Source organism: Tsukamurella paurometabola (genome assembly GCF_900631615.1).
GTDB lineage: Bacteria > Actinomycetota > Actinomycetes > Mycobacteriales > Mycobacteriaceae > Tsukamurella > Tsukamurella paurometabola_A.
This window is the reverse complement of sequence record NZ_LR131273.1, coordinates 3,155,335-3,177,136: the sequence shown is the minus strand read 5'-3', so window position 1 is coordinate 3,177,136 and position 21,802 is coordinate 3,155,335. Positions and strand designations below refer to the sequence as shown.

Here is a 21,802-nt window from a genome sequence, read left to right as displayed (position 1 = left end):
TGACACCTAGGTCGACCGTGAGAACGGAGAGAGCACCCACATGCGTGAAACGTTCACGGGTCTCACCTCCTTCGGCCGGTCACGGTTACGGGCAGCGTATCCCCCGCCCTCCCCGGGCCGCATCTCCTTTTCCGGTCCCCTCCCACCGCCGCCAGTACGGTGGTCGAAGGAGGTGCGGCATGGACGAATTCGACGTGGTCGTGATCGGCGGTGGGCCGGTCGGCGAGAACGTGGCCGATCGCGCCGTGCGGGGCGGGCTCACCGCCGCGCTCGTGGAGAGCGAGAAGTTCGGCGGCGAGTGCTCCTACTGGGCGTGCATGCCGTCGAAGGCGCTGCTCCGGCCTGGGCAGGCGCTGCGCGAGGCGCAGCACGTGCGCGGCGCGCTCACTGGTGAGGCTGCGCTCGACCCGTCCGAGGTCTTCGCCCGACGGGACGCCGTGGTCCGGAACTGGGACGACGCCGGCCAAGTGCAGTGGGCACAGGGCGCGGGCATCACCACGATCCGCGGTCAGGGACGACTCGCCGGGCCGCGGCGGGTCACCGTCACCGGGCCCGACGGTGCCGAGACCGTCCTGACCGCGCGGCACGCGGTCGTGGTCGCGACCGGCACCGACGCGGCCGTCCCGGACATCCCCGGCCTTCGCGCAGCGGCACCGTGGACCAGCCGCGAGGCAACCAGCGCGAAGGCCGCGCCGCGCCGGCTCGCGGTGATCGGCGGCGGCGTGGTCGCGACCGAGATGGCGACGGCGTACGCAGGGCTCGGCTCGCGGGTCACGCTGATCGCCCGGAGCGGGCTGCTCACCGGCCTCGAATCCTTCGCGGGAGCCGCGGTCGGCGACGGCCTCCGCGCGCTCGGCGTGGACGTGGTCACCGGCGAGGCCCCGACGCGGGTGAGTCGCGCGGGCGGCGAGGTCACGATCGAGACCTCCGGCGGCCGTACCGTCGTGGCCGACGAGGTGCTGGCGGCGACCGGGCGGGCGCCGCGCACCGTCGACCTGGGGCTGGAGACCGTCGGGCTGGAGCCCGGTTCGTGGCTCGCCGTGGACGACACGCTGCGGGTCGAGGGCTACGACTGGCTGTACGCCGCCGGCGATGTGAATCACCGGGCGCTGCTGACGCATCAGGGCAAGTATCAGGCGCGGGCCGCCGGCGACGCCATCGTCGCCCGGGCGCGCGGGGCGGCCGTGGACGACGCGGCGTGGGGCGCGCACGTGGCGACGGCGGATCACGCGGCGGTGCCGCAGGTGATCTTCACCGAGCCGGAGGTCGCGGCGATCGGCGTCACCGAGGCGCGGGCGCGGAAGGCCGGCACGAACGTCACGGTGGTCGATTACGACCTGGGCTGGGTGGCCGGCGCGAGCCTGTACGCCGACGACTACACCGGCCGCGCGCGCATGGTCGTCGACGAGAGCCGCGGCGTGGTGATCGGCATGACGCTGGTGGGACCCGCGGTCGCGGAACTGCTGCACGCGGCGACGATCGCCGTGGTCGGAGAGGTGCCGATCGACCGGCTGTGGCACGCCGTACCCGCGTATCCCACGATCAGCGAGGTGTGGCTGCGGCTCCTGGAGGCCTACCGGGACCGGTGAGCCCGCCGTGGTGCGCGCGGAGGGACTCGAACCCCCGACAGCCGGTGTGTAAGACCGGAACTCTAACCAACTGAGCTACACGCGCTTGCCGGTCGAAGATAGCGCAGCGAGGGCGTCTTCCCAAAGCGACTGATCGCGCGGGACCCCGGGCTCGTTCATCTCGGAGAACCGGATCACGCCCTCGCGGTCGATCACGAAGGTGCCGCGGTTGGGGTAGCCGTTCCTGCCGTTGAGCACGCCGTACGCGCGCGCGACGTCGCCGTGCGGCCAGAAGTCCGAGAGGATCGGGAACAGGTAGCCCTGCGAGCCCGACCACACCTTGTGCGTGGGCGGTGGCCCGACGGAGACGGCGAGGACGGCGGCATCGTCGTTCTCGAACGACGGGAGGGAGTCGCGGATCCCGCCCAGCTCGCTCTCGCAGGTACCGGTGAAGGCCAGCGGGAAGAACACGAGCAGCACGTTCTTGCGGCCACGGTACGACTCGAGGGAGACGGGGCGGTTGTTCTGGTCGCGCAGCGTGAACGCGGGGGCCTCGGCCCCGACGGGCAGCGGACCGTCGAGCTGGGGAGAGGTCACCTCTTGGCCACGCGGCCGGACTTCGGCTGGACCAGGCGCGAGCCGATCCACGAGCCGAGATTGGTCGAGGAGGTCTGCGTGAGACCGGCGGTCGGCGCCGCTTCGGCGATCTCGCTGGGCTGCACGTGGCCGGGCTGCCCGGTCTTGGGGCTGAGGACCCAGACGTAGCCGTCGTCGGAGAGCGGTGTGATGACGTCCATGAGGGTGTCCACCAGGTCACCGTCGTCGTCGCGCCACCACAGCACGACCACGTCGATCACCTCATCGGTGTCCTCGTCGAGCATCTCGCCACCGATCAGTTCCTCGATGGCCAGGCGCAGGTCGTCGTCGGTGTCCTCGTCCCAGCCGATCTCCTGCACGATGTTGCCGGGCTGCAGGCCCATCTTCTGGGCGAATGACCCATTCGTGGACACCGGTGGGAGCCTCCTCGCGTTCGCGCGGACGACCCGATGTCGCCCGCATAGCACTGTTCGGTGCCAACTTACGGCACCTGTGCCCGCGCGCAAGCCGGGTACGCGGAACTCGCACGGCAGACCTGCCGAATTCCACCACGCGGAATACGACTGTCGAGTAGCTTTCGAATGCGGCAGGATGGGATCTGCGACACACCGCACACCCCCGGCTTGTACCCAGCACCGCCTTCGCGACCCGTGAGGAGCACCAGTGACAGACTCGATCGCCACCACCCCGGCACCCGCCCCAGGACAGGGCCCCGCACCGTCGAACGACGGTCGCCCCGTCCGCGTGATCCGCGAAGGGGTGGCGTCGTACCTGCCGGACATCGACCCGGACGAGACCGGCGAGTGGATCGAGTCCTTCGACGACCTCATCGCGACCCACGGCCCCGCCCGTGCGCGCTATCTGATGCTGCGCCTGCTCGAGCGCGCCAGCGAGCAACGCGTCTCCATCCCCTCGCTCACCTCGACCGACTACGTCAACACGATCCCCACCGACCTCGAGCCCTGGTTCCCGGGCGACGAGGAGATCGAGCGCCGCTACCGCGCCTACATCCGCTGGAACGCGGCGATCATGGTGCACCGGGCGCAGCGGCCGGGCGTGGGCGTCGGCGGCCACATCTCCACCTACGCGGGCGCGGCCTCCCTGTACGAGGTGGGCTTCAATCACTTCTTCCGCGGCAAGGAGCATCCGGGCGGCGGCGACCAGGTCTTCATCCAGGGCCACGCCTCCCCCGGCATCTACGCCCGAGCCTTCCTCGAGGGCCGCATCCCCGCGGAGCGGCTCGACGGCTTCCGGCAGGAGAAGTCGCACGAGGACAAGGGCAAGGGCCTCCCGTCGTACCCGCACCCCCGGCTGCTGTCGAACTTCTGGGAGTTCCCGACGGTGTCGATGGGCCTCGGCCCGATGAACGCCATCCAGCAGGCCCGGTTCAACCACTACCTGCACGACCGCGGCATCAAGGACACCTCCGACCAGCACGTCTGGGCGTTCCTGGGCGACGGCGAGATGGACGAGCCCGAATCGCGCGGCCAGATCCAGATCGCCGCCACCGAGGGTCTCGACAACCTGACCTTCGTGGTCAACTGCAACCTGCAGCGCCTCGACGGTCCCGTGCGCGGCAACGGCAAGATCATTCAGGAGCTCGAGTCCTTCTTCCGCGGGGCCGGCTGGAACGTCATCAAGGTGATCTGGGGCCGCGAGTGGGACGAGCTGCTGCACAAGGACCGCGACGGCGCCCTCGTCAACATCATGAACAACACGCCGGACGGTGACTATCAGACCTTCAAGGCGAACGACGGCGCCTTCGTCCGGGAGCACTTCTTCGGCCGCGACCCGCGGACCAAGGAGCTGGTCCAGGACATGACGGACGAGCAGATCTGGGGCCTGCGCCGCGGCGGCCACGACTACCGCAAGCTGTACGCGGCCTACAAGTCGGCGATGGAGCACAAGGGCCAGCCGACGGTGATCCTCGCGCACACCGTCAAGGGCTTCGGCCTGGGCCACAACTTCGAGGGCCGCAACGCCACGCATCAGATGAAGAAGCTCACCCTCGACGACCTCAAGGGCTTCCGCGACCACCTGCGGATCCCGATCTCGGACGCCGAGCTCGAGAAGGACCCGTACCTCCCGCCCTACTACAACCCGGGACCGGAGTCGAAGGAGATCCAGTACATGCTGGATCGCCGCAAGCAGCTCGGCGGCTTCGTGCCGACGCGCCGCACCCGGGCCAAAGTGCTCAAGACGCCGGGGATCGACGCGGTGAAGGTGATGCTCAAGGGCTCGGGCAAGCAGGAGGTGGCGACCACGCAGGCCGTGGTGCGCATCTTCAAGGAGCTGCTGCGCGACCCGGAGGTCGGCCCCCGCATCGTGCCGATCATCCCGGACGAGGCGCGCACCTTCGGCATGGACAGCTGGTTCCCGACGCTGAAGATCTACAACCGTCTCGGCCAGACGTACACCGCGGTCGACGCGCAACTGATGCTCGCCTACAAGGAGAACCCGCAGGGCGTGATCCTGCACGAGGGCATCAACGAGGCCGGCTCGACCGCGTCGTTCACCGCGGTGGGCACCTCGTACGCCACGCACGACGTGCCGATGATCCCGCTGTACATCTTCTACTCGATGTTCGGCTTCCAGCGCACCGGCGACGGGCTGTGGGCGGCGGCGGACCAGATGGCCCGCGGCTTCGTGCTCGGCGCCACCGCCGGCCGCACCACGCTGACGGGCGAGGGCCTGCAGCACGCCGACGGCCACAGCCACGTGCTCGCGTCGACGAACCCCGCGGTCGTCTCGTACGACCCCGCCTTCGCGTACGAGCTGGCGCACATCGTGATCGACGGCCTGCGGCGCATGTACGGGGAGAACCCGGAGAACATCTACTACTACATCACCGTCTACAACGAGCCGATCCACCAGCCCGCGGAGCCGGAGAACCTGGACGTCGACGGCCTGCTCAAGGGCCTGTACCTGTTCAAGCCAGCCGACACCACGCACGCGCTCAAGGCGAACATCCTCGCCTCCGGCGTCACGATGCCCGACGCGCTCAAGGCGCAGCAGATGCTCGCCGAGGAGTGGGGCGTCTCCGCGTCCGTGTTCTCGGTGACCAGCTGGGTCGAGCTGTCGCGCGACGGCATCGAGTCGGAGAAGGCCGCGCTGCGCGACCCGGGCGCCGAATACCGCACGCCGCACGTGACCAGGATCCTCGGCGACACGGAGGGCCCGACGATCGCGGCGTCCGATTACATGCGCGGCACGCAGGACCTCATCCGGCAGTGGGTACCCGGCACCTACGTCACCCTGGGCACCGACGGCTTCGGCTTCTCGGACACGCGGCCGGCGGCCCGGCGGTTCTTCAACGTGGACGCCGAGTCGATCGTCGTGGCCGTTCTGCTGGGTCTGGCGCGCGACGGCGCAGTGGATTTCTCGGTCGCCGCGGAGGCCGCGAAGCGGTACCGGATCGACGACGTGCTCGCCGCCCCGAAGCAGACGTCGGACCCCGGCGTAGCCTAGGACTCCATGACCGCTGATACGGGCTCGTTCCCCCTCCCCGGGAAGCCGGGGAAGGGGGGCTTCAACCGGAAGCGCCCCGAGCCTCGCGACGTGCTGCCCGAGGCGATCCTCGCCAGGATCCGCCAGCACTCGGGCCACGTCGCTACGGCGGCGGTGCGCTCCATGGAGGAGCAGCTCCCGTACTTCGCGGACCTGGAGGCCAACCAGCGCGCGTCGATCCAGCTCGTCGTCCAGACCGCGGTGGTCAACTTCGCGGAGTGGATCGAGAACCCGAGCAACGTCGAGTACACGGTCGCCTCGTTCCAGACGGTGCCGCAGGATCTGGCCCGCAAGGTGTCGCTCCTGCAGACCGTGGAGATGGTCCGCGTGGCGATGGAGTTCTTCGAACGCTGGCTGCCGCTGCTGGCCCGCAACGAGGACCAGCTCATCGCACTGACGGAGGCGGTCCTGCGGTACGGCCGGGAGATCGGCTTCGGCGCCGCGTCGATCTACGCCTCGGCGGCCGAAGCGCGAGGCGCGTGGGACTCGCGGATGGAAGCGCTGGTGGTCGACGCGGTGGTCCGCGGCGACACCGGCGCCAACCTGCTCTCCCGCGCCGCGGCGTTGAACTGGGACCCGGTGGCGTCGGCGACGGTGATCGTCGGCAATCCCCCGCCCGACCAGAACGTCTCGGTGGCGGGATCGGTCCACGACACCGCCCGGTCGCACGGCCGGTCGGCGCTGGCTGTTGTGCAGGGCACCAAATTGGTGGTCATCGTGAGCGGTGCGGTCACCTCCGGCGACCCGTTCGCCGACGCGCTCATGCTGCACTTCGCCGACGGGCCCGTCGTGATCGGGCACACCACCGCGACGCTGGAGGATGCGCACGCCTCGGCCGTCGAGGCCATCGCGGGCGTCAACGCCGTGGCCGGCTGGCCCGGCGCGCCGCGGCCGGTGCACAGCTGGGAGCTACTGCCCGAGCGCGCGCTGATCGGGGACACGCACGCGGGCCGGACGCTCTACGAGCTCCTCGTGAAGCCGCTCGAGGAGGCGGGATCGGCGCTCTCGGACACGTTGGACGCCTACCTGGACTCGGGCGGTGCCGTCGAGTCCTGCGCCCGCGAGCTGTTCGTCCACCCCAACACCGTGCGCTACCGCCTGAAGAAGATCGCCGAGATCACGGGGCGCGATCCGCAGGACCCGCGCGACGCGTTCGTCCTGCGTGTCGCCGCCACCATCGGACGCCTCGCGGCGGCCAATCCGGACCGCTTCACTCCCGCCGCTATGACGCGAATCACAGACATCACGCTGAACTAATCCAGTCACACATAACACTCTGGTAACAGCCAGGACTCGCTGAGCAGCACTTTTGTGGAAACCCCACAAATTCGATGAGCCAGGTTCTCAGGCTCCAACACCTTCTTTTCAGGTTCCCGGGGTGTTTCCTGGAACACGTGATTGCACTGCTCGCACCCGGACAGGGTTCCCAGAAGCCCGGCATGCTGACCGCATGGCTCGATCAGCCTTCTGCCGTGGAGCGTCTCCGCGCTTGGTCCGAGATCGCCGAACTCGACCTGGTCCGCCTCGGCACCATCGCCGAGGCCGACGAGATCACGGACACCGCCGTGACTCAGCCCCTCGTGGTGGCCGCCGCTCTGCTCGCCTTCGAGCAGATGGGCGCCCAGCCGGCGGACACCGTCGTGGCCGGGCACTCCGTCGGTGAGCTGGCCGCTGCGGCCGTCGCCGGTGTCATCACCGCCGACGACGCCGTGCGCCTCGCCGCCATCCGCGGCCGTGCGATGGCCGAGGCCTGCGCGCTGGTCCCCACGTCGATGACCGCCGTTCTCGGCGGCGTCGAGGAGGACGTGCTCGCCACTCTCGAGTCGTTCGACCTGATCCCGGCCAACATGAACGCCTCCGGGCAGATCGTGGCCGCGGGCACCGTCGAGAACCTGCAGAAGCTGGCCGACAACGCCCCCGAGAAGGCGCGCCTGCGCCCGCTCGCCGTGGCCGGCGCCTTCCACACCGAGTTCATGGCTCCCGCGCAGGAGGCCGTCGCGGCCGCCGCGCGGACCATCACCCCGCGGGACCCGCAGCTGACGCTGCTGTCGAACCGCGACGGCAAGCCCGTCACCTCCGGCGAGGCCGCCCTGTCGCAGATCGTCGCGCAGGTCACCCGCCCCGTCCGCTGGGACCTGTGCACCGCCACGATGCGCGAGGCCGAGGTCTCGATGGTCGTGGAGCTGCCCCCGGCCGGCGCCCTCGTGGGTATCGCCAAGCGCGAGCTCAAGGGTGTGCCGCAGGTCGCCGTCAAGACCCCGGCCGACCTGACCGAGCTGCTCGCCACCGCGCAGTAGCGATCAGACCACCCGACGGTGCCGACCGGCACCGTCGGCGACCGCGACGTCCGTCGTCGCGCCGATAGACTCCCGTCTCCGCGAAATCGCGGGTCGGGTCACACAAGGAAAGGGACCCACTGTGGCCACCAGCCAGGACGAAATCGTCGCCGCCATCGCCGAGATCATCGAAGAGGTCACCGGCATCGAGCCTTCCGAGGTCACCCTGGACAAGGCGTTCATCGATGACCTGGACATCGACTCGCTGTCGATGGTCGAGATCGCCGTGCAGCTCGAGGACAAGTACGGCGTGAAGGTGCCGGACGAGGACCTCGCGGGCCTGAAGACCGTTGGTGACGCCGTCGCGTACATCCAGAAGCTCGAGGCCGAGAACAGCGAGCTCGCCGCCGAGCTCAAGGGCAAGTACGAGGCCGAGAAGGGCAAGTAAGCCCTTGCCGTCGCTGAGGAATTTCTCGACGCTCGGCGGACAGTTCCCCAGCGTCGTCGTCACAGCCATCGAGCTGACCACGTCGATCGGTGTCGATACCGACTCCACCTGGCAGGGACTGCTCGAGGGCAAGAGCGGCATCCGCCCGCTCGAGGGCGATTTCATCGGCGTGCAGATCCCCGATCTGCCCGTGCGGTTCGGCGGCCAGCTGCTGTCGGACCCGTCGGACGACGTGCCCGAGCGGCCCGATCGCCAGTACGCCGGGGACATCAGCAAGCAGCACGTGTCGAAGCGGCGCATGTCCTACGTCGAGCAGGTCTCCCACGTGATGACCAAGCGGCTGTGGGACGGTGCCGGCCGTCCGGATGTCGACCCGAACCGCCTCGCGGCGGTCGTCGGCACCGGGCTCGGCGGCGGCGAGACGATGGTGCAGGCCGTGGACGCGCTTCGCGATTCCGGCGTGCGCAAGGTCTCGCCGTTCGCCGTGCAGATGTCCATGCCGAACGGTGCGTGCGCCGTCTCGGCCCTGGAGATCGGTGCCCGGGCGGGCGCGATCGCGCCGGTCTCGGCCTGCTCGACGGGTAACGAGGCCATCGCGCACGCGTGGCGGCAGATCGTGCTCGGCGATGCCGATATCGCGGTCTGCGGCGGAGTGGAGGGCCGGATCGACTCGCCGCCCATCGCCTCGTTCGCGATGATGCGCGCGCTGTCGACCCGCAACGACGATCCTGCCGCCGCGTCCCGCCCGTTCGACAAGGACCGCGACGGCTTCGTCTTCGGCGAGGCGCAGGCCCTCATGATCATCGAGACCGAGGAGCACGCTCTGGCGCGCGGCGCGAAGCCGATCGCCCGGCTGCTCGGCGCCGGCATCACGTCGGACGGCTACCACATGGTCTCGCCGGACGTCGAGGGCGGCGGCGCCGCCCGCGCGATGAAGCGGGCGATGGAGACCGCGGGCCTGTCCCGCGCCGACATCGACTTCATCAACGCGCACGCCACGGCCACCCCGATCGGCGACATCGCGGAGGCGAAGGCCATCAACGCCGTCGTCGGCACGGATGCCGCGATCTACGCACCCAAGGGCGCGCTGGGCCACTCGATCGGTGCCGTGGGCGCCCTCGAAGCCGCGCTGACGGTGCTCTCGATCCGGGACGGGGTCATCCCGCCCACCCTGAACCTGGAGAACCAGGATCCGGAGATCGAGCTGGACGTGGTCCACGGTGCCGCCCGCAAGGGCGACATCACCTACGCGCTGAACAACTCCTTCGGGTTCGGCGGCCACAACGTGGCGCTGGCGTTCGGCAAGTACTGAGCTCTACTCCAGAAGCCGGTCGTCGGGGATTCCCCCGGCGGCCGGTTTCGCGTTTTCCGACGGTCCGCGGTCGGGCGAGCCGGCGCGGCACCGTCGAGCCGGGTGAGCCGGCACCGTCGAATCGGGCGCGACGGGTATCACCGGGCGCTGCTCGATTCTCCGGCCGGGACCCCGCAGCGTCGGGGGAACCGCGCGCGGAATTCTCCGTAGCGCAGTCGTTGCTACATCGTCAGGTCGGCGCCGAGCCAGTGCTCGGGTTCCAGGACGACGGTCAGGTGCTCCCCCAGCTGTCCGAACGCGAACTCGAGGTAGGCATCGAGCGCGGCGCCGGAGAGGTAGCGGGCGGCCATCGCGCGGATCTCGTCATCGGTCGATCGCCGCGACTCGGCTACGGGCCCCTCCACGCTGACGTACATCGTGCGGGGCTCGACGGTGTCGACCATGAGCGAGAACCTGCCCACGGCCGCCAGCGCCGTCGCCTTGCGCGAGTCCGGCGCGATCGTGATCCAGGGCCGGCCGCCCGGTTCGTACGCGTACCAGACGGGGACGGTGAGCGGGCCGCGGCCGGGCTCGGCGACGGAGAACGCCGCGACGTGCGGTTGCGCGAGGAATTCCTGTTTCTCGGACGGTGAGAGTGCCATGTCCCGATGGTGGCAGATCGGGCCGACAGCTTTCAGCGCGCGAAGAGTCCTGATGTCCCGGTCCCGGCGGGGCGCCGTCGCCGCGGCGCCGCGCTCGCCCGCCAGGGCCGGGTCTCAGGCAGGTACGACGCCGTCAGCTGACGGCCTGCGACAGCCAGGTGACCTCGGCGCCCTGACCGCCCATCCGGAACGGCTCGAGCGCCTCGTCCCAGGCCGTTCCGAGGAGCGAGTCGAGAGCGGTCTGCAGGCCCTCAGGGCCCTGTTCGAGCATCATCGAGCGCAGCTGTGCCTCGCCCAGCAGGGTGTCGCCGGAGGCGCTCATGGTGCCGCGCCACAGCCCCAGTCCCGGGGCGTAGCAGAACCGCTCACCGTCGACCCCCTCGGAGGGGTCCTCGGTGACCTCGAACCTCAGGGAGTTCCACTCCCTCAGGGTGTTCGCCATCCGCGCACCGCTACCGACCGGGCCAACCCAGTCGACGACGGCGCGCTGCATGCCGGGAACAGCCTCCTGCGCGGTCCACTTCAGCGTGGCTCGCGCATCGAGGGTCCTCGACAGTGCCCACTCCACGTGCGGGCACAGTGCAGCAGGTGCGGCGTGAATCCAGACGACTCCCGTCGTCACCTCTGCAAACTGACTCAGCTGCTGCATGGTTGCCACCTTCTTCGTTTCGACGAGAACGTCTTCCCCAAGCCGTCTGTCGAACCGGGTGGCTACCGGCCGCTGCTTTATCACACGGATGTAGTTATGGAGCCATTGTGCACCATGATGCGCGTGTTGCGCCAGTTACACGCCTTGAAGTTCCTGAGAAATCAGCCGGTCGTTGAACTCGGACCACAGCGGCTTCGCCCACGCGCCAAACGGCCGGTCGGTGAGGATCACTGCCGCGAGCTGCAGATCAGGGTCGAGCCACAGGTACGTGCCCGCTTGGCCGAAGTGCCCGACGGTGCGCGGCGAGTTCCGAGTGCCGGTCCAGTGAGCCCGCTTCTCGGCCTTGATCTCGAAGCCGAGACCCCACGTGTTATTCGCAAACTTGCCGTAGCCGGGCACGAAGCCAGGGAGGCCTGGGAAGTGGACCGTGCGCGCCCCGTTGACGGTGCCGGGATCGAGCAACGTGGGCGCCGCGACCTCGGCGGCGAAGCGCACCAGATCCGACACCGTGGACCGGGCGCCGTGCCCGGCGGGACCCGCGAGTTCGGAGGCCCGCATTCCCAGGGGCTCGAAGACCGCCTCGCGGAGATAGTCGGGAAAGGCGATGCCGGTCTCCTCCTCCACGATCCGCGCGAGGAGCTCGTAACCGTACGAGCTGTATACACGTTGGCTACCCGGCTGCGCCTGCACGGCGGGTGAATCGAAAGCCAACCCCGAGGCGTGCGCCAGGAGGTGCTCGACGGTGCTCCCCTCGGGCCCGGCGGGCTGTCGGAGCGCGATGGCCTCCTCCTCGATCGCCACGAGGATGCCGTAGGCCACGAGAAGCTTGGTGACGGAGGCCAACTCGTACACGCGGTCGACATCGCCGTGCACCTCGACGGTGCCCGCGGCGCCGGTCCGCACGACCGCGCCGGCGGCGTTGTCGACGGGCCACTCGGACAGTTCCGCGAGACTCATCGGGTTTCCTTTCGATCGTTGCGATGACCCTATCGTGGCCGCAAAAGAAAAATGAGGTTCGGTCAGCACTGCGGACGCCAACGACTGACGCATTGCTCCCCGATTTTGCTGTGGCACAAAGGGCGATATTCACGTCTTCAACAGTCTTATTCTCAGCGCGGATGCGCGATTGCAGCATCTGCATTTCGTCCGAGAGGAACCTCCCACCATGAGTGCGAAGCATCGTAAGGCCTCCAAGCTGGCCGCCAAGCGCACGGCAGTCGCCGCGACGGCCGTCGGCGCCACCGCGGCCGTCGGCCTGATGAGCGCCCCGGCGCAGGCAGCCGCGCCCGACTACAGCAAAGCGTTCAGCGACTACTCGCACGCACTCGACAACTTCCTCAACGCCTCGAACAACGTCACCAACAGCGTCGGCTCCGTGTGGAATCCGATCGCGTCGCCGGCCGGCGGCATCCTCCCCACCTTCGGCTCGTCGTACACCAAGGTCGACGTCACCAAGATCTCGAGCCTGCCGGCCGTCCTGCGCAACATCGCGGGGCTGAACCTGCCGACCGGGGTGCCCGGTGTCGTGCCGAACGTCGTGCTCCCGGGCGGCTCGCAGCTCGACCTGTCGAAGATCCTGCCCACGTCGATGCCGGGCGGCACGCTCCTCAACGGCGCCGCGACGGTGCTCGACGGTGCGCTCGGTCTGCCCGTGATCGGCCCGTACATCAAAGACCTGCCCGCGCTCAGCCAAATCGTCGACGGTCTCACCGCGACGCAGAGCAAGTACACCAGCTCCTACGCCTGGAAGCTGCTGCAACTGAGCGGGACGACCAACGTCCTCAACACCTTCGTCCAGACCCCGAGTGGGCTGGCGATCAAGAAGTTCATCCTCCCCAACCCCATTCCGGGCCTGCCCGACATCCCCCTCGGGCCGCTGGAGATCCTCCCCGAGGGCAGCCTCCCCTCGGGGACCATGTGGCTGCCGCAGGCCGACGGCACCTACACGTTCCCGCTCGGCGCCAAGGCGGGCTTCTGGGGTGCTGCGCCCACTGCGGCGCTGAAGATCCCTGGATGGCTCGGTGGCTCGGAGACCGTGGTGTCGGTGCCGATCGGAGCGGCCGGCGTGGAACTCCCGCTCGGCCTCGCGAAGGCGGGTGTGCTCGGCGCGAACGTGCTGCTGCCGACGCAGAACGGCGTCTACTCCCCCATCGGCCTGACGATGACGAACGTCAACACGATCCTGCCGGTCGGTTTCACCAACATCAATGTGACCACCGGGAACTACGTCGGCACCAACGGGATCAACGTCAACAACGGCCAGAACCTGCTGTTGCTGCAGAACCCCCTGGGCGTCCCGCTGCCGATCCTCTACGGCCTGGGCGGCTTCAACTTCGGCGTGGAGGGCGCGGGCCTGACGTCGCCGTCACTGTTCGGCATCAAGCTGTTCACGGACAACCTGCTCCAGGTCGGGAGCCAGACCGGCCCCAACTCCAGCGCGGGCCTGATCCCGCCGAACATCCTTCCCACCGACCCGCTGAGCCAGATCATCACCGGCGTCACCTCGCCGCTGGGCGTCAGCTCGCTGACGCAGCTGCTCGGCATCGACGCCTTCATCAAGCCCGTCATGACCGCGTTCGGTCCGGTCTACCAGGCGATCTCCGCAGTCACGCTGAAGCCGCTGTCGGACTTCGCCACCAGCCAGTACGGCCCGTTCATCAACGGCTCGGCGTCGCGGCTGCTCGACCTGTCGAGGACGCTGTCCGAGCAGAGCGCGAACCTGCCCGGTGCCCCGGCGCAGTCCGCCGCGGACACGAACGCGGCGGCGAAGCAGACCACCGGTGCCCACCGAGCGGAGAACGGCGGCACGCCGGTGTCGACGCTCCTCGCTCGAGACACCGGTGTCGAGGAGGTGCAGTCGACCGCGGACGCGGGCCGGCCGGCAGCCACCGACGCCCCGGATGCGGGTTCCGGCACGACCGCGCCGCCGGTGACACCCGCACCCGCGCCCGTGATCGACACGCCCACGCAAACACCGGATCCCACACCTCCGGCCGAGACACCGACCGCGGAGACGCCGACCGTCGAAACCCCTGCGGCGGAGGCACCGGCCGAGGAGCCCACGACCGCCCCCGAGGCTGCGGAACCGACGGCCCCGGCGGAGACCGCACCGTCGACCTCTGACTCGTCGGCGACCACGGACTCCACCGCTGACGCCGGCGGCTCCGACGCCGGCGCGGATCAAGCCGCGTAACCCCGCGGAACAGGTCACCGGCCCGGCCGCCCCTCCGGGCCGGTGACCGCTCTACCGGACGGGGATCCCCGTCGGGAAGCCGTCGATGCTGTGGGTGTTGCGCTCGCGGTGGTATCGCTCGATGCCGTCGTCGCCCTTGTTCCCGGCCCACGAGTCCATGAGAGTGCGCTGCCCCTCGTACTCGTAGAGCGGCACGCCGAAGCCGCACGAGGTCTGCACGAGATCGACGGTCACGTCGAAAACGTTGCGGGCACCGCGCATCGGCGGGAACAGGCCGATCAGGCCGTCCCAGTCCGCGTCACCGTCGTGAACGGCCCGGGCCGTGCCGTACAGGCGCAGGATGAGCGGCTTGCCCTCGAAGGCGCAGAACATCACCGTGATCCGCGGATTCCGCAGTAGGTGCGCGGCGGTTTCATTACCACTGCCCGTGCCGTTGAGCCAGACCACGCGGTTCGCCCCCAGGACGCGCAGGGAGTCGAGCCCCTTCGGGGACACGTTGACCCGTCCGTCGGGTGCGGCTGTGCCCACGAAGAACATCTGCTGCTCCTCGATGAACCGCTGCAGCCGCTCGGTGATCTGCTCGTACTGCGTCGCCATGCGACCCAGTATCGCCCAGCCCGCCCTCACGTCCCCAGCGGTTTTCGGGCCGATCACCACCGGTCGTGCACTCCGCCGCGCGGGCGGTCGGACTATCGTCGCCGCATGTCCACCTACGACCGGCACGCCGCCGACTACGACGCCACCCGCGGGGGTGTGCCGAGGGCGTCCGCCGCGGCGGACGTGGTGGGTCGGCTCCTGGTGCCCGGCTCGACGGTGCTCGACCTCGCGACAGGCACGGGGATCGTGGCGGTGGAGCTCCGCCGCCGCGGCTTCCACACCGTCGGCATCGATGTCTCGGACGGCATGCTGCGGAACGCCGCGGGACGACTTCCGGGGTCCGTCGCCCGGGCCGCCGCGGAGGCGATGCCTCTCCGCGATGGGAGCATCGATGCGGTAGTGGCGATCTGGCTGCTCCATTTGCTCGACGCCGCGGCGCCCACGGTCCGCGAGGTGACCCGGGTCCTGGCGCCGGGCGGACTCTTCGTGACGACGGCGGACAAGCGCGCCGCGAGCCGACTGTCGTGGGGCGCAGTTGCGGACGACGGGACCGACGCGGACCGCGCGGCACTGCTCGTCCGGGACTGCGCCGCCGTGGGCCTGGATCTAGTGGGTGCCGCCTCGTTCGTCGGCGTCGGACAGGCGGCGCCCGGACGCCCGGACCCCGTCTACCCGGTGCTCGCCTTCCGGAGGAATTGACCCGGTCAGACCTGATTCGAACGGGTGAACTGCGCCGTCACGGGCGTTCAATACGTGCACCGGCGGCGTTCCCGAGCAGACTCCGATTGATGACGAAATCATCAGAACCTCTTGACTGACGGTATCGTCGTGAGTGACGATATTATCAGATAGTCGATCGGATCGGAGTCACGATGTCCCTCACCCACGACGTGCACGACGGCCTGCACGCCGACGAAGGCGCCCTTCCCGGCGAGCACTCCGGACGGCACCCGAACCCCGTGATCAAGGTGGACGACCTCGCGTGGCTCGAGTTCGACAAGCCGGACCTGGCACGGACCGCGGCGTTCGCCGTCGACTTCGGGCTCCTCCCGGTCCTGCAGACGCCCGATGAACTGCACCTACGCGGCGCACTCGCTGGGCCACCCTGCGTGATCGTGCGCCGCGCCCCGCGGACGGCGTTCACCGGCATGGCTTTTCGGGCCCACGACAGATCGGACCTCAGAACGCTGGCGGACGCGTGGGGCCGGCCGGTCCGCCCCCTCGACGCGGCACTCGGCGGGCACGCGGTCACGACCCGCGACCCGAGCGGATGCAGGGTCCGTGTGGTCGCAGACGTGACCGACTGGCCCGCGCTACCGATGCAGTCGGTGCGGGCCCCGTTCAATTTCGCGGGGTCCACCCACCGGGCGAACGCGACGCAGCGGCCTCCCCGGGCACCGGCGGTCGTCGAACGGCTCGGCCACGTGGTGCTGCAGTCGAACCGCTACGTGGAATCACTGAACTGGTACCTGCGCCACCTGGGACTCATCGTCAGCGACTTCCAGTACTTCCCCGGGCAGCGCGATCGCGGCCCGGTCATGAGTTTCGTCCGGTGCGATCGCGGCACGGTGCCGTCGGATCACCACACCCTGGCGATGGCGCTCGGCCCCGCGAATCGGTACGTCCACTCGGCCTACCAGGTGTGCGACCTGGACGCGCTCGCCGCCGGCGGCCAGTTCCTCGCCGAGCGGGGGCACCGCAGATCGTGGGGAATCGGCCGCCACATCCAGGGCAGCCAGATCTTCGACTACTGGCGCGACCCCGACGGTCTGCTCGTCGAGCACTTCACCGACGGCGACCGGTTCGACCACACCGTTCCCGCCGGCTGGGCACCGATGACCGCATCGGGGCTCAACCAGTGGGGGCCGCCCGCCACCGCGGACTTCCTGGGCGTCAGCCCCGGACGTCCAGCACTCCGGGAGTTCACCTCGATCCTGTCCTCGTTACGGGACTCCGACAACGAATTCGATGTCCAACGCCTCCTCGGCCTACTGAAAGTTGCACGCTCATGAGCTACTCCGTTCTCCGCACCGCCGATGCGTGGTGGGTCTCCATCCCCGGCGGAGCCCGCCGCATCGACACCACCGCCGCCACCACCGCTGAACTGCTCGCGGACATCCCTGCGGTCACGGCCGCGGCCGCAGGCGACAGCACGCCGGTGGACCCGTCGACCCTGATCCTCGTCTCGCCGGTGACGGCGCCCTGCCGGGTGATCGCACAGATGACGAACTACGTCTCCCACGTGAAGGACTCGGGGATGAACCCGGAGACGGTCCCCCTGACGTTCTTCCGGAAGTCGTCGGGCTCGATCTCCGGGCCCTTCGACGACGTCGTCAAGCCCGCCCACGTCTCCCTGCTCGACTACGAGGTGGAGATCGGCATCGTCTTCGGGCGGAGCATCCCCGTAGGATCGTCGATCGACGCCGCGGGCCTGGCCCGGGCCGCGGCCGGCATCGTCGTCACCAACGACGTCTCGGCGCGCGATGTCCAGCTGCCGAAAACACAGTTCTACGAGGCGAAGTCGTACCCGAGCTTCACCCCCGTCGGTCCGGTCCTGGTGCTGCTCGACCCCGACGAGTGGGCGAAGTTCGCGACCCTCACACTCGAGCTGCGGGTGAACGGCGTGACGCGACAGAACAGCACCGTCGCCGACATGATCTACGGTCCCGTCGAGGCGCTGCAGGCCCTCACCCGATTCCAACGGGTCGATCCCGGCGACCTCCTGCTCACCGGGACACCCGGTGGTACGGCGTTGACCGCACCGCCCAAGCCCGTGGAGATCCTCGGATCGCTGCTGCCGGCCCACCTCAAGTGGAAGGCGTTCTTCCGGCGCCAGGCTCGCAACCCGAAGTACCTACGCGACGGCGACGTGGTGGAGGCGACCATCCGATCCGGCGACGGCTCCCTGCACCTGGGCACGCAACGCACCACGGTGCGGCACGCATGAACCCCGTCGTCATCATCGGCGCGGGCCCCACCGGCCTGACGGCCGCGGCGCTCCTCGCCGACCACGGCGTACCGTCGGTGGTCCTGGAGCGCTGGGACGACGTGTTCCCCCAGCCCCGCGCCGTCCACCTCGACGACGAAGTCTTCCGCATCCTGGCCCGCCTCGGGCTCGCCGACGAGTTCGCGGCGATCTCGCGCCCGGCGCGGGGACTACGACTCGTCACCGAATCCCTCGACCTCATCGCCGAGTTCCCGCGGCGGACCGAATCCGGGGTGCACGGCTTCCCCGCCGCGTCGATGTTCGACCAACCCGAGCTCGAGCGACTCCTCCGGGACGCCGTTGCCCGGCGCGCCGACCTCGTCACCCTGCGCGGCGGCGCGGAAGTCCTGGCCGTCACGCAGGGCGACACGTCGGTGACCGTCCACGCCACCGACCGGGCGACCGGTGCCCGGTTCACCGTCGAGGGCACCTACCTCCTGGGCTGCGACGGTGCCGGCAGCACGACCAGGGCGGCCATCGGAGCGCGGTGGCGCGACCTCGGGTTCAGCCAGCGGTGGCTGGTGATCGATATCGACACCACCGCCGACCTGCGGCAGTGGGAAGGAGTGCAGCAGGTGTGCGACACCCGGCGCGCGGCGACGTACATGCGCGTCGGGCCCACGCGGTACCGCTGGGAGTTCGAGTTGCTCGACGGCGAGACCGGCGCGGACTTCGCCGACCTCGCGACGGCGCTCCCATTGCTGCATCCCTGGCTTGCTCACCTCACGGACCCCGATCTCCGGCTCATCCGCTGCGCGGAGTACACGTTCAACGCCCGGGTCGCGCAGCGATGGCGCGACCGCCGCGTCTTCCTGCTCGGCGATGCCGCGCACCTCACTCCGCCGTTCATCGGTCAGGGCATGGGCGCCGGTATCCGGGACGCGATGAATCTCAGTTGGAAACTCGCCGCCGTCCTCTCGGGGTGCGTCCCACCGGCGAGCCTGGACAGTTATGAGGCGGAGCGGAGGCCGCACGCCGTGGGGCTGATCCGGCAGGCGATCATGATCGGTGCACTGATGACCGGCGGCGGCCGGGCGGGCGATCTCCTGCGCGGCCTCGCGGCTCCGGCCCTCTCCCGCGCCCCCTCCCTCACCGCGAGACTGACCGACAGCGCCACCCCGGCCCTGTCGACCTCGTACTACGTCCGCGGCGGCGGGCGCCGGGCGCTCCGCGCCGCACTGGGGATCAACACGCTCGCGGGAACACTCGCACCCAACGCGATGGTGGGCACGAACGGGCGCAGGCTCGACCGCAGGCCTCCCGGCTTCGTCCTCGTGAGCCTGAACGAGCCGACCGCCGAGCAGCGGTACGAGATCACCCGTCGTGGGGCGACGATCGTCGTCGAGGCCGCGGGAGCCCTGGCGGACTGGTTGACCGATCACCACGCCGCGGCCGCGCTGGTCCGGCCCGACGGCACCGTGATGGTCGCCGGACGCTCCGTCCACGAGGTCTACACCCACCTGCCCGCTCTGCCGGTCCTCGCGACCTGCCGAGCGGACAGCTGAAGCCCGGTGCCGCCCCGGAACGCAGAAAGCCGCCTCCGAAGAGGCGGCTTGCTTGCTCCCCCAACTGGACTCGAACCAGTTTTTCGATACGATTGAGTCAATGGGTAGACCTGCACGAATCTCGTTCTGACACGGAGATTCCCGAAACATTGACCTACTCATGGAGCACCAAATAACCTCGTCTGAACCCGCCCCATCTGGCACGGATCTGGCACGAATCGAGGACTACCGCCCGTGAGCAAGCGCAAGTTCGGCAGCATCCGCAAGCTGCCCTCGGGTCGATTCCAGGCCCGTTACACCGCCCCCGACGGGGAGGAGTACAAGGCTGATGACACGTTTCCCACCGAGGCTGCCGCCGACGACTGGCTAGTGATCCAGCGCGCCAAGGTGCTCACGACCGAGTGGGTGCCGCGCGCGTCGGCCGACAGCGTGGCGTTCCGGGCGTACAGCGAGTCGTGGCTCAAGCACCGCACGCTCAAGCCGAAGACGCGCGAGCACTACGAACAACTGCTGCGGCTGCACATCAACCCGACATTCGGCGACAGGCCGCTCAAGGCGATCACCCCCGACGCGGTGCGGGCGTGGCACGCGACCCTCGCACCCGGGAAGGCCACCACTCGCGCGCACTCCTACTCGCTGCTGCGCACGATCATGCTCACCGCGGTCAAGGATGACGTAATCGACAAGAGCCCGTGCCGCATCACGGCCGCCGGCAGCACCAAACGACGGATCACGATCAAGCCCGCCTCGATCCCGGAGCTGTCCGCGATCGCCGCCGCGATGCCCGATCGGCTACGCCTCATCGTGCTGCTCGCATCCTGGTGCGCCCTCCGGTTCGGCGAGCTGGCCGAACTGCGCCGCCGGGACGTGGAACTGCACACGACCAAGGATGAGGACGGGAACGACGTGCATTCGGGTGTCCTCCGCATCCGCCGCGGCGTCGTCTACGTGGATAAGCGGCACATCGTCGGCGATCCCAAAGCCGGATCACGGCGTGACGTAGCGATCCCGCCCGGGCTGGTTCCCGTGGTCCGCGCACACCTTGAGGATCACGTTGCGCCCGACAAGGACGGGCTGTTGTTCCCCGCTGCCCGTGACGCCACCGAGTACCTGACCCCGACGACGCTGTACAAGTCATTCCACCCTGCCCGTGACGCCGCCGGGCGGCCTGACCTGCGATTTCACGACTTGCGTCACAGTGGAGCGGTCCTGGCAGCACAGAGCGGCGCGACATTGGCTGAGCTGATGGGACGACTCGGGCACTCAACCCCAGCAGCCGCCCTCAGGTACCAATCCGTCGCCGCGGGCCGCGACGCCGAGATTGCCCGCCGACTGTCCGCACTCATCGAAGGAGAGAAGTCATGACTGACGCCAACACCGCGCTGTCTCTGTGCGGAAAGCCGGTCGGAGCCGCCTGTCTCGCCTGCCACCTCGAGGACTGCCCCGCGATGACCGACGTGCTCCTCGACTCTATCCGCCTGTGTGGCCGGCGGGGCGGACTCACCGGTCGTGATGCGGCCATGGTGGTCACCCTGCTCTGCGGCAAGCTCGAGCCGGAACAACCACCGGAGCCGCCTCACCGCCGTCTGCGGCTTGTCTAGCCTCACGCTCAAAGCCCCCGTCCAATCACCCGGGACGGGGGCTTTTCTATCGCTTCGATGGATTGTGACTGATATCACATTAGGTACGAGCGTCCAGGTTTGTTCAACACGTCCAACCGCTGAGCGCCGGTAAGGCTTTGTGACCCTATCTGGCGCTGTGCGTTTCCGCTCACCCGTCACCACTGGGTCAAATCCGCTAGTTCAACACCGGAACTGGACTAGGGCTCCAGTCCGCCGCTGACCTCTCAATCAGGACCATTTCCTGAAATGTGTAGAACGACTGCGCATTTTCTCAGGATTGCGGCCGTTAGACCAAGCTGAACGAGTCGGAACAGTGTGCTTACCTAATTCCAGAGCACCAAACACGCTCTCCCCGAATCCTCTGGCAGACAAGGACACCGACCATGGCGAAGATCCGCCTTCGCGAGGCGTGCAAACGCGAGAACACCCCGCACTACAACACCATTGTTCGCGCCGCCCAGGACGGCAAAATCACCCTGTTTCAGTTCGCGGGCAAGGGTCCGCTGTACGTCGACGAGAACGACCTCGACGCGCTCATGCAACCAGTTGCCCGTGACGTAGCCGCGACTGGCACCCACTCACTCGATGCAGTCCCTCGCCGCCCACGCGGGTGGGTCGCCTAGTGCGCGCGATCTCGTACCGCGACCCCACCGGCAACACCGCAGCACGGAACGTCGACCGCCAACGCAAGAACGGCGCCCCGGACCTCTCGCCAAAGAATCCCCGGAACGCCGTAGTCCGAACCACCAGCAAGCAGCAGGACCGAAAGGGACCATACCCATGCCCGGACCCTCGCGCGCGTCGGGACATTCCGACTACGCCGCCACCCGTCGCGCCCGTGATGCCGCCGCTCGATCCGAGCCGCTCGAATGCGGCTGCCGCGACGGACTACACCGCAGCC

Annotated in this window: 20 protein-coding genes and 1 tRNA gene; 14 read left to right on the top strand and 7 right to left on the bottom strand. The window is 69.1% G+C overall.

Translation table 11 applies throughout. The features are described 5' to 3' along the window. Positions 1-179 precede the first annotated feature (179 nt). A complete protein-coding gene (locus ELY19_RS15870; protein WP_126197085.1) occupies positions 180-1,589 on the top strand; it encodes a dihydrolipoyl dehydrogenase family protein in 1,410 nt (469 codons plus the stop codon). Between the two features lie 8 nt (positions 1,590-1,597). Here ELY19_RS15870 and ELY19_RS15865 read toward each other — a convergent pair. From ELY19_RS15865 to ELY19_RS15855, 3 genes are all read right to left on the bottom strand, one after another. Then, positions 1,598-1,674 (bottom strand) — tRNA-Val (locus ELY19_RS15865). After that, positions 1,665-2,165 carry a peroxiredoxin gene (locus ELY19_RS15860; protein WP_126197084.1) on the bottom strand — a complete coding sequence of 167 codons (501 nt, stop codon included), beginning with the start codon at positions 2,163-2,165 and terminating at the stop codon, positions 1,665-1,667. Before ELY19_RS15860 ends, ELY19_RS15865 begins: the two co-directional genes overlap by 10 nt. Then, a complete protein-coding gene (locus ELY19_RS15855) occupies positions 2,162-2,548 on the bottom strand; it encodes a DUF3052 domain-containing protein (RefSeq protein ID WP_126198873.1) in 387 nt (128 codons plus the stop codon). Before ELY19_RS15855 ends, ELY19_RS15860 begins: the two co-directional genes overlap by 4 nt. A 280-nt stretch (positions 2,549-2,828) precedes the next feature. Between ELY19_RS15855 and aceE the strand changes: the two genes are divergently transcribed. The 5 genes from aceE (at position 2,829) to ELY19_RS15830 (ending at position 9,708) form a co-directional block, all read left to right on the top strand. Next, a complete protein-coding gene (gene aceE / locus ELY19_RS15850; protein ID WP_126197083.1) occupies positions 2,829-5,633 on the top strand; it encodes a pyruvate dehydrogenase (acetyl-transferring), homodimeric type in 2,805 nt (934 codons plus the stop codon). 6 nt (positions 5,634-5,639) lie between these two features. Continuing rightward, positions 5,640-6,929 (top strand): PucR family transcriptional regulator, encoded by a 1,290-nt coding sequence (locus ELY19_RS15845; RefSeq protein WP_126197082.1) that lies wholly within the window; start codon positions 5,640-5,642, stop codon positions 6,927-6,929. 137 nt (positions 6,930-7,066) lie between these two features. After that, on the top strand, positions 7,067-7,969 hold the full coding sequence (locus ELY19_RS15840; protein ID WP_126197081.1) for an ACP S-malonyltransferase: 903 nt from the start codon (positions 7,067-7,069) through the stop codon (positions 7,967-7,969). Between the two features lie 121 nt (positions 7,970-8,090). Continuing rightward, positions 8,091-8,396 (top strand): meromycolate extension acyl carrier protein AcpM, encoded by a 306-nt coding sequence (gene acpM / locus ELY19_RS15835; RefSeq protein WP_126197080.1) that lies wholly within the window; start codon positions 8,091-8,093, stop codon positions 8,394-8,396. A gap of 4 nt (positions 8,397-8,400) precedes the next feature. Beyond that, positions 8,401-9,708, top strand: a complete 1,308-nt coding sequence (locus ELY19_RS15830; RefSeq protein ID WP_126197079.1) for a KasA/KasB family beta-ketoacyl-ACP synthase — start codon at positions 8,401-8,403, stop codon at positions 9,706-9,708. Between the two features lie 221 nt (positions 9,709-9,929). Here the strand turns inward: ELY19_RS15830 and ELY19_RS15825 are convergent, their stop codons facing one another. The 3 genes from ELY19_RS15825 to ELY19_RS15815 all read right to left on the bottom strand — a co-directional run bounded on the left by ELY19_RS15825 (position 9,930) and on the right by ELY19_RS15815 (position 11,955). Further along, positions 9,930-10,349, bottom strand: coding sequence for a pyridoxamine 5'-phosphate oxidase family protein (locus tag ELY19_RS15825; protein ID WP_126197078.1), 420 nt, complete (start codon positions 10,347-10,349; stop codon positions 9,930-9,932). Between the two features lie 133 nt (positions 10,350-10,482). Then, positions 10,483-10,998 carry a DUF3145 domain-containing protein gene (locus tag ELY19_RS15820; RefSeq protein ID WP_126197077.1) on the bottom strand — a complete coding sequence of 172 codons (516 nt, stop codon included), beginning with the start codon at positions 10,996-10,998 and terminating at the stop codon, positions 10,483-10,485. 135 nt (positions 10,999-11,133) lie between these two features. Next, positions 11,134-11,955 (bottom strand): serine hydrolase domain-containing protein, encoded by an 822-nt coding sequence (locus ELY19_RS15815; protein WP_126197076.1) that lies wholly within the window; start codon positions 11,953-11,955, stop codon positions 11,134-11,136. 208 nt (positions 11,956-12,163) lie between these two features. Between ELY19_RS15815 and ELY19_RS15810 the strand changes: the two genes are divergently transcribed. After that, positions 12,164-14,191, top strand: a complete 2,028-nt coding sequence (locus ELY19_RS15810) for a hypothetical protein (RefSeq protein ID WP_126197075.1) — start codon at positions 12,164-12,166, stop codon at positions 14,189-14,191. Between the two features lie 51 nt (positions 14,192-14,242). On the opposite strand, the gene ELY19_RS15805 is transcribed toward ELY19_RS15810, so the two are convergent. Then, positions 14,243-14,788: a pyridoxamine 5'-phosphate oxidase family protein gene (locus tag ELY19_RS15805; RefSeq protein ID WP_126197074.1), complete on the bottom strand. Its 546-nt coding sequence runs from the start codon at positions 14,786-14,788 to the stop codon at positions 14,243-14,245. 105 nt (positions 14,789-14,893) lie between these two features. On the opposite strand from ELY19_RS15805, the gene ELY19_RS15800 reads away from it, so the two are divergent. The 7 genes from ELY19_RS15800 (at position 14,894) to ELY19_RS15770 (ending at position 21,524) form a co-directional block, all read left to right on the top strand. After that, entirely contained in the window at positions 14,894-15,487 is a 594-nt protein-coding gene (locus tag ELY19_RS15800) for a class I SAM-dependent methyltransferase (RefSeq protein ID WP_126197073.1), read from the top strand. Positions 15,488-15,660: 173 nt separating this feature from the next. After that, entirely contained in the window at positions 15,661-16,800 is a 1,140-nt protein-coding gene (locus ELY19_RS15795; protein WP_126197072.1) for a VOC family protein, read from the top strand. After that, positions 16,797-17,735 (top strand): fumarylacetoacetate hydrolase family protein, encoded by a 939-nt coding sequence (locus ELY19_RS15790; protein WP_126197071.1) that lies wholly within the window; start codon positions 16,797-16,799, stop codon positions 17,733-17,735. The genes ELY19_RS15795 and ELY19_RS15790 overlap by 4 nt, the downstream gene beginning before the upstream one ends. Beyond that, positions 17,732-19,279: a bifunctional 3-(3-hydroxy-phenyl)propionate/3-hydroxycinnamic acid hydroxylase MhpA gene (gene mhpA / locus ELY19_RS15785; RefSeq protein ID WP_126197070.1), complete on the top strand. Its 1,548-nt coding sequence runs from the start codon at positions 17,732-17,734 to the stop codon at positions 19,277-19,279. Before ELY19_RS15790 ends, mhpA begins: the two co-directional genes overlap by 4 nt. Before the next feature lie 234 nt (positions 19,280-19,513). Then, positions 19,514-20,644, top strand: a complete 1,131-nt coding sequence (locus ELY19_RS15780) for a tyrosine-type recombinase/integrase (protein WP_126197069.1) — start codon at positions 19,514-19,516, stop codon at positions 20,642-20,644. Further along, positions 20,641-20,880 carry a hypothetical protein gene (locus ELY19_RS15775; protein WP_126197068.1) on the top strand — a complete coding sequence of 80 codons (240 nt, stop codon included), beginning with the start codon at positions 20,641-20,643 and terminating at the stop codon, positions 20,878-20,880. The genes ELY19_RS15780 and ELY19_RS15775 overlap by 4 nt, the downstream gene beginning before the upstream one ends. A 404-nt stretch (positions 20,881-21,284) precedes the next feature. Further along, a complete protein-coding gene (locus ELY19_RS15770; protein ID WP_126197067.1) occupies positions 21,285-21,524 on the top strand; it encodes a hypothetical protein in 240 nt (79 codons plus the stop codon). Positions 21,525-21,802: the final 278 nt, after the last annotated feature.

Coding starts and splice junctions, on each gene's coding strand:
- ELY19_RS15870 (WP_126197085.1), top strand. CDS start 180: ATGGACGAATTCGACGTGGTCGTGATCGGCGGTGGGCCGGTCGGCGAG.
- ELY19_RS15855 (WP_126198873.1), bottom strand. CDS start 2,548: ATGGGCCTGCAGCCCGGCAACATCGTGCAGGAGATCGGCTGGGACGAG.
- ELY19_RS15845 (WP_126197082.1), top strand. CDS start 5,640: ATGACCGCTGATACGGGCTCGTTCCCCCTCCCCGGGAAGCCGGGGAAG.
- ELY19_RS15825 (WP_126197078.1), bottom strand. CDS start 10,349: ATGGCACTCTCACCGTCCGAGAAACAGGAATTCCTCGCGCAACCGCAC.
- ELY19_RS15820 (WP_126197077.1), bottom strand. CDS start 10,998: ATGCAGCAGCTGAGTCAGTTTGCAGAGGTGACGACGGGAGTCGTCTGG.
- ELY19_RS15815 (WP_126197076.1), bottom strand. CDS start 11,955: ATGAGTCTCGCGGAACTGTCCGAGTGGCCCGTCGACAACGCCGCCGGC.
- ELY19_RS15810 (WP_126197075.1), top strand. CDS start 12,164: ATGAGTGCGAAGCATCGTAAGGCCTCCAAGCTGGCCGCCAAGCGCACG.
- ELY19_RS15805 (WP_126197074.1), bottom strand. CDS start 14,788: ATGGCGACGCAGTACGAGCAGATCACCGAGCGGCTGCAGCGGTTCATC.
- ELY19_RS15800 (WP_126197073.1), top strand. CDS start 14,894: ATGTCCACCTACGACCGGCACGCCGCCGACTACGACGCCACCCGCGGG.
- ELY19_RS15795 (WP_126197072.1), top strand. CDS start 15,661: ATGTCCCTCACCCACGACGTGCACGACGGCCTGCACGCCGACGAAGGC.
- ELY19_RS15790 (WP_126197071.1), top strand. CDS start 16,797: ATGAGCTACTCCGTTCTCCGCACCGCCGATGCGTGGTGGGTCTCCATC.
- mhpA (WP_126197070.1), top strand. CDS start 17,732: ATGAACCCCGTCGTCATCATCGGCGCGGGCCCCACCGGCCTGACGGCC.
- ELY19_RS15775 (WP_126197068.1), top strand. CDS start 20,641: ATGACTGACGCCAACACCGCGCTGTCTCTGTGCGGAAAGCCGGTCGGA.
- ELY19_RS15770 (WP_126197067.1), top strand. CDS start 21,285: ATGGCGAAGATCCGCCTTCGCGAGGCGTGCAAACGCGAGAACACCCCG.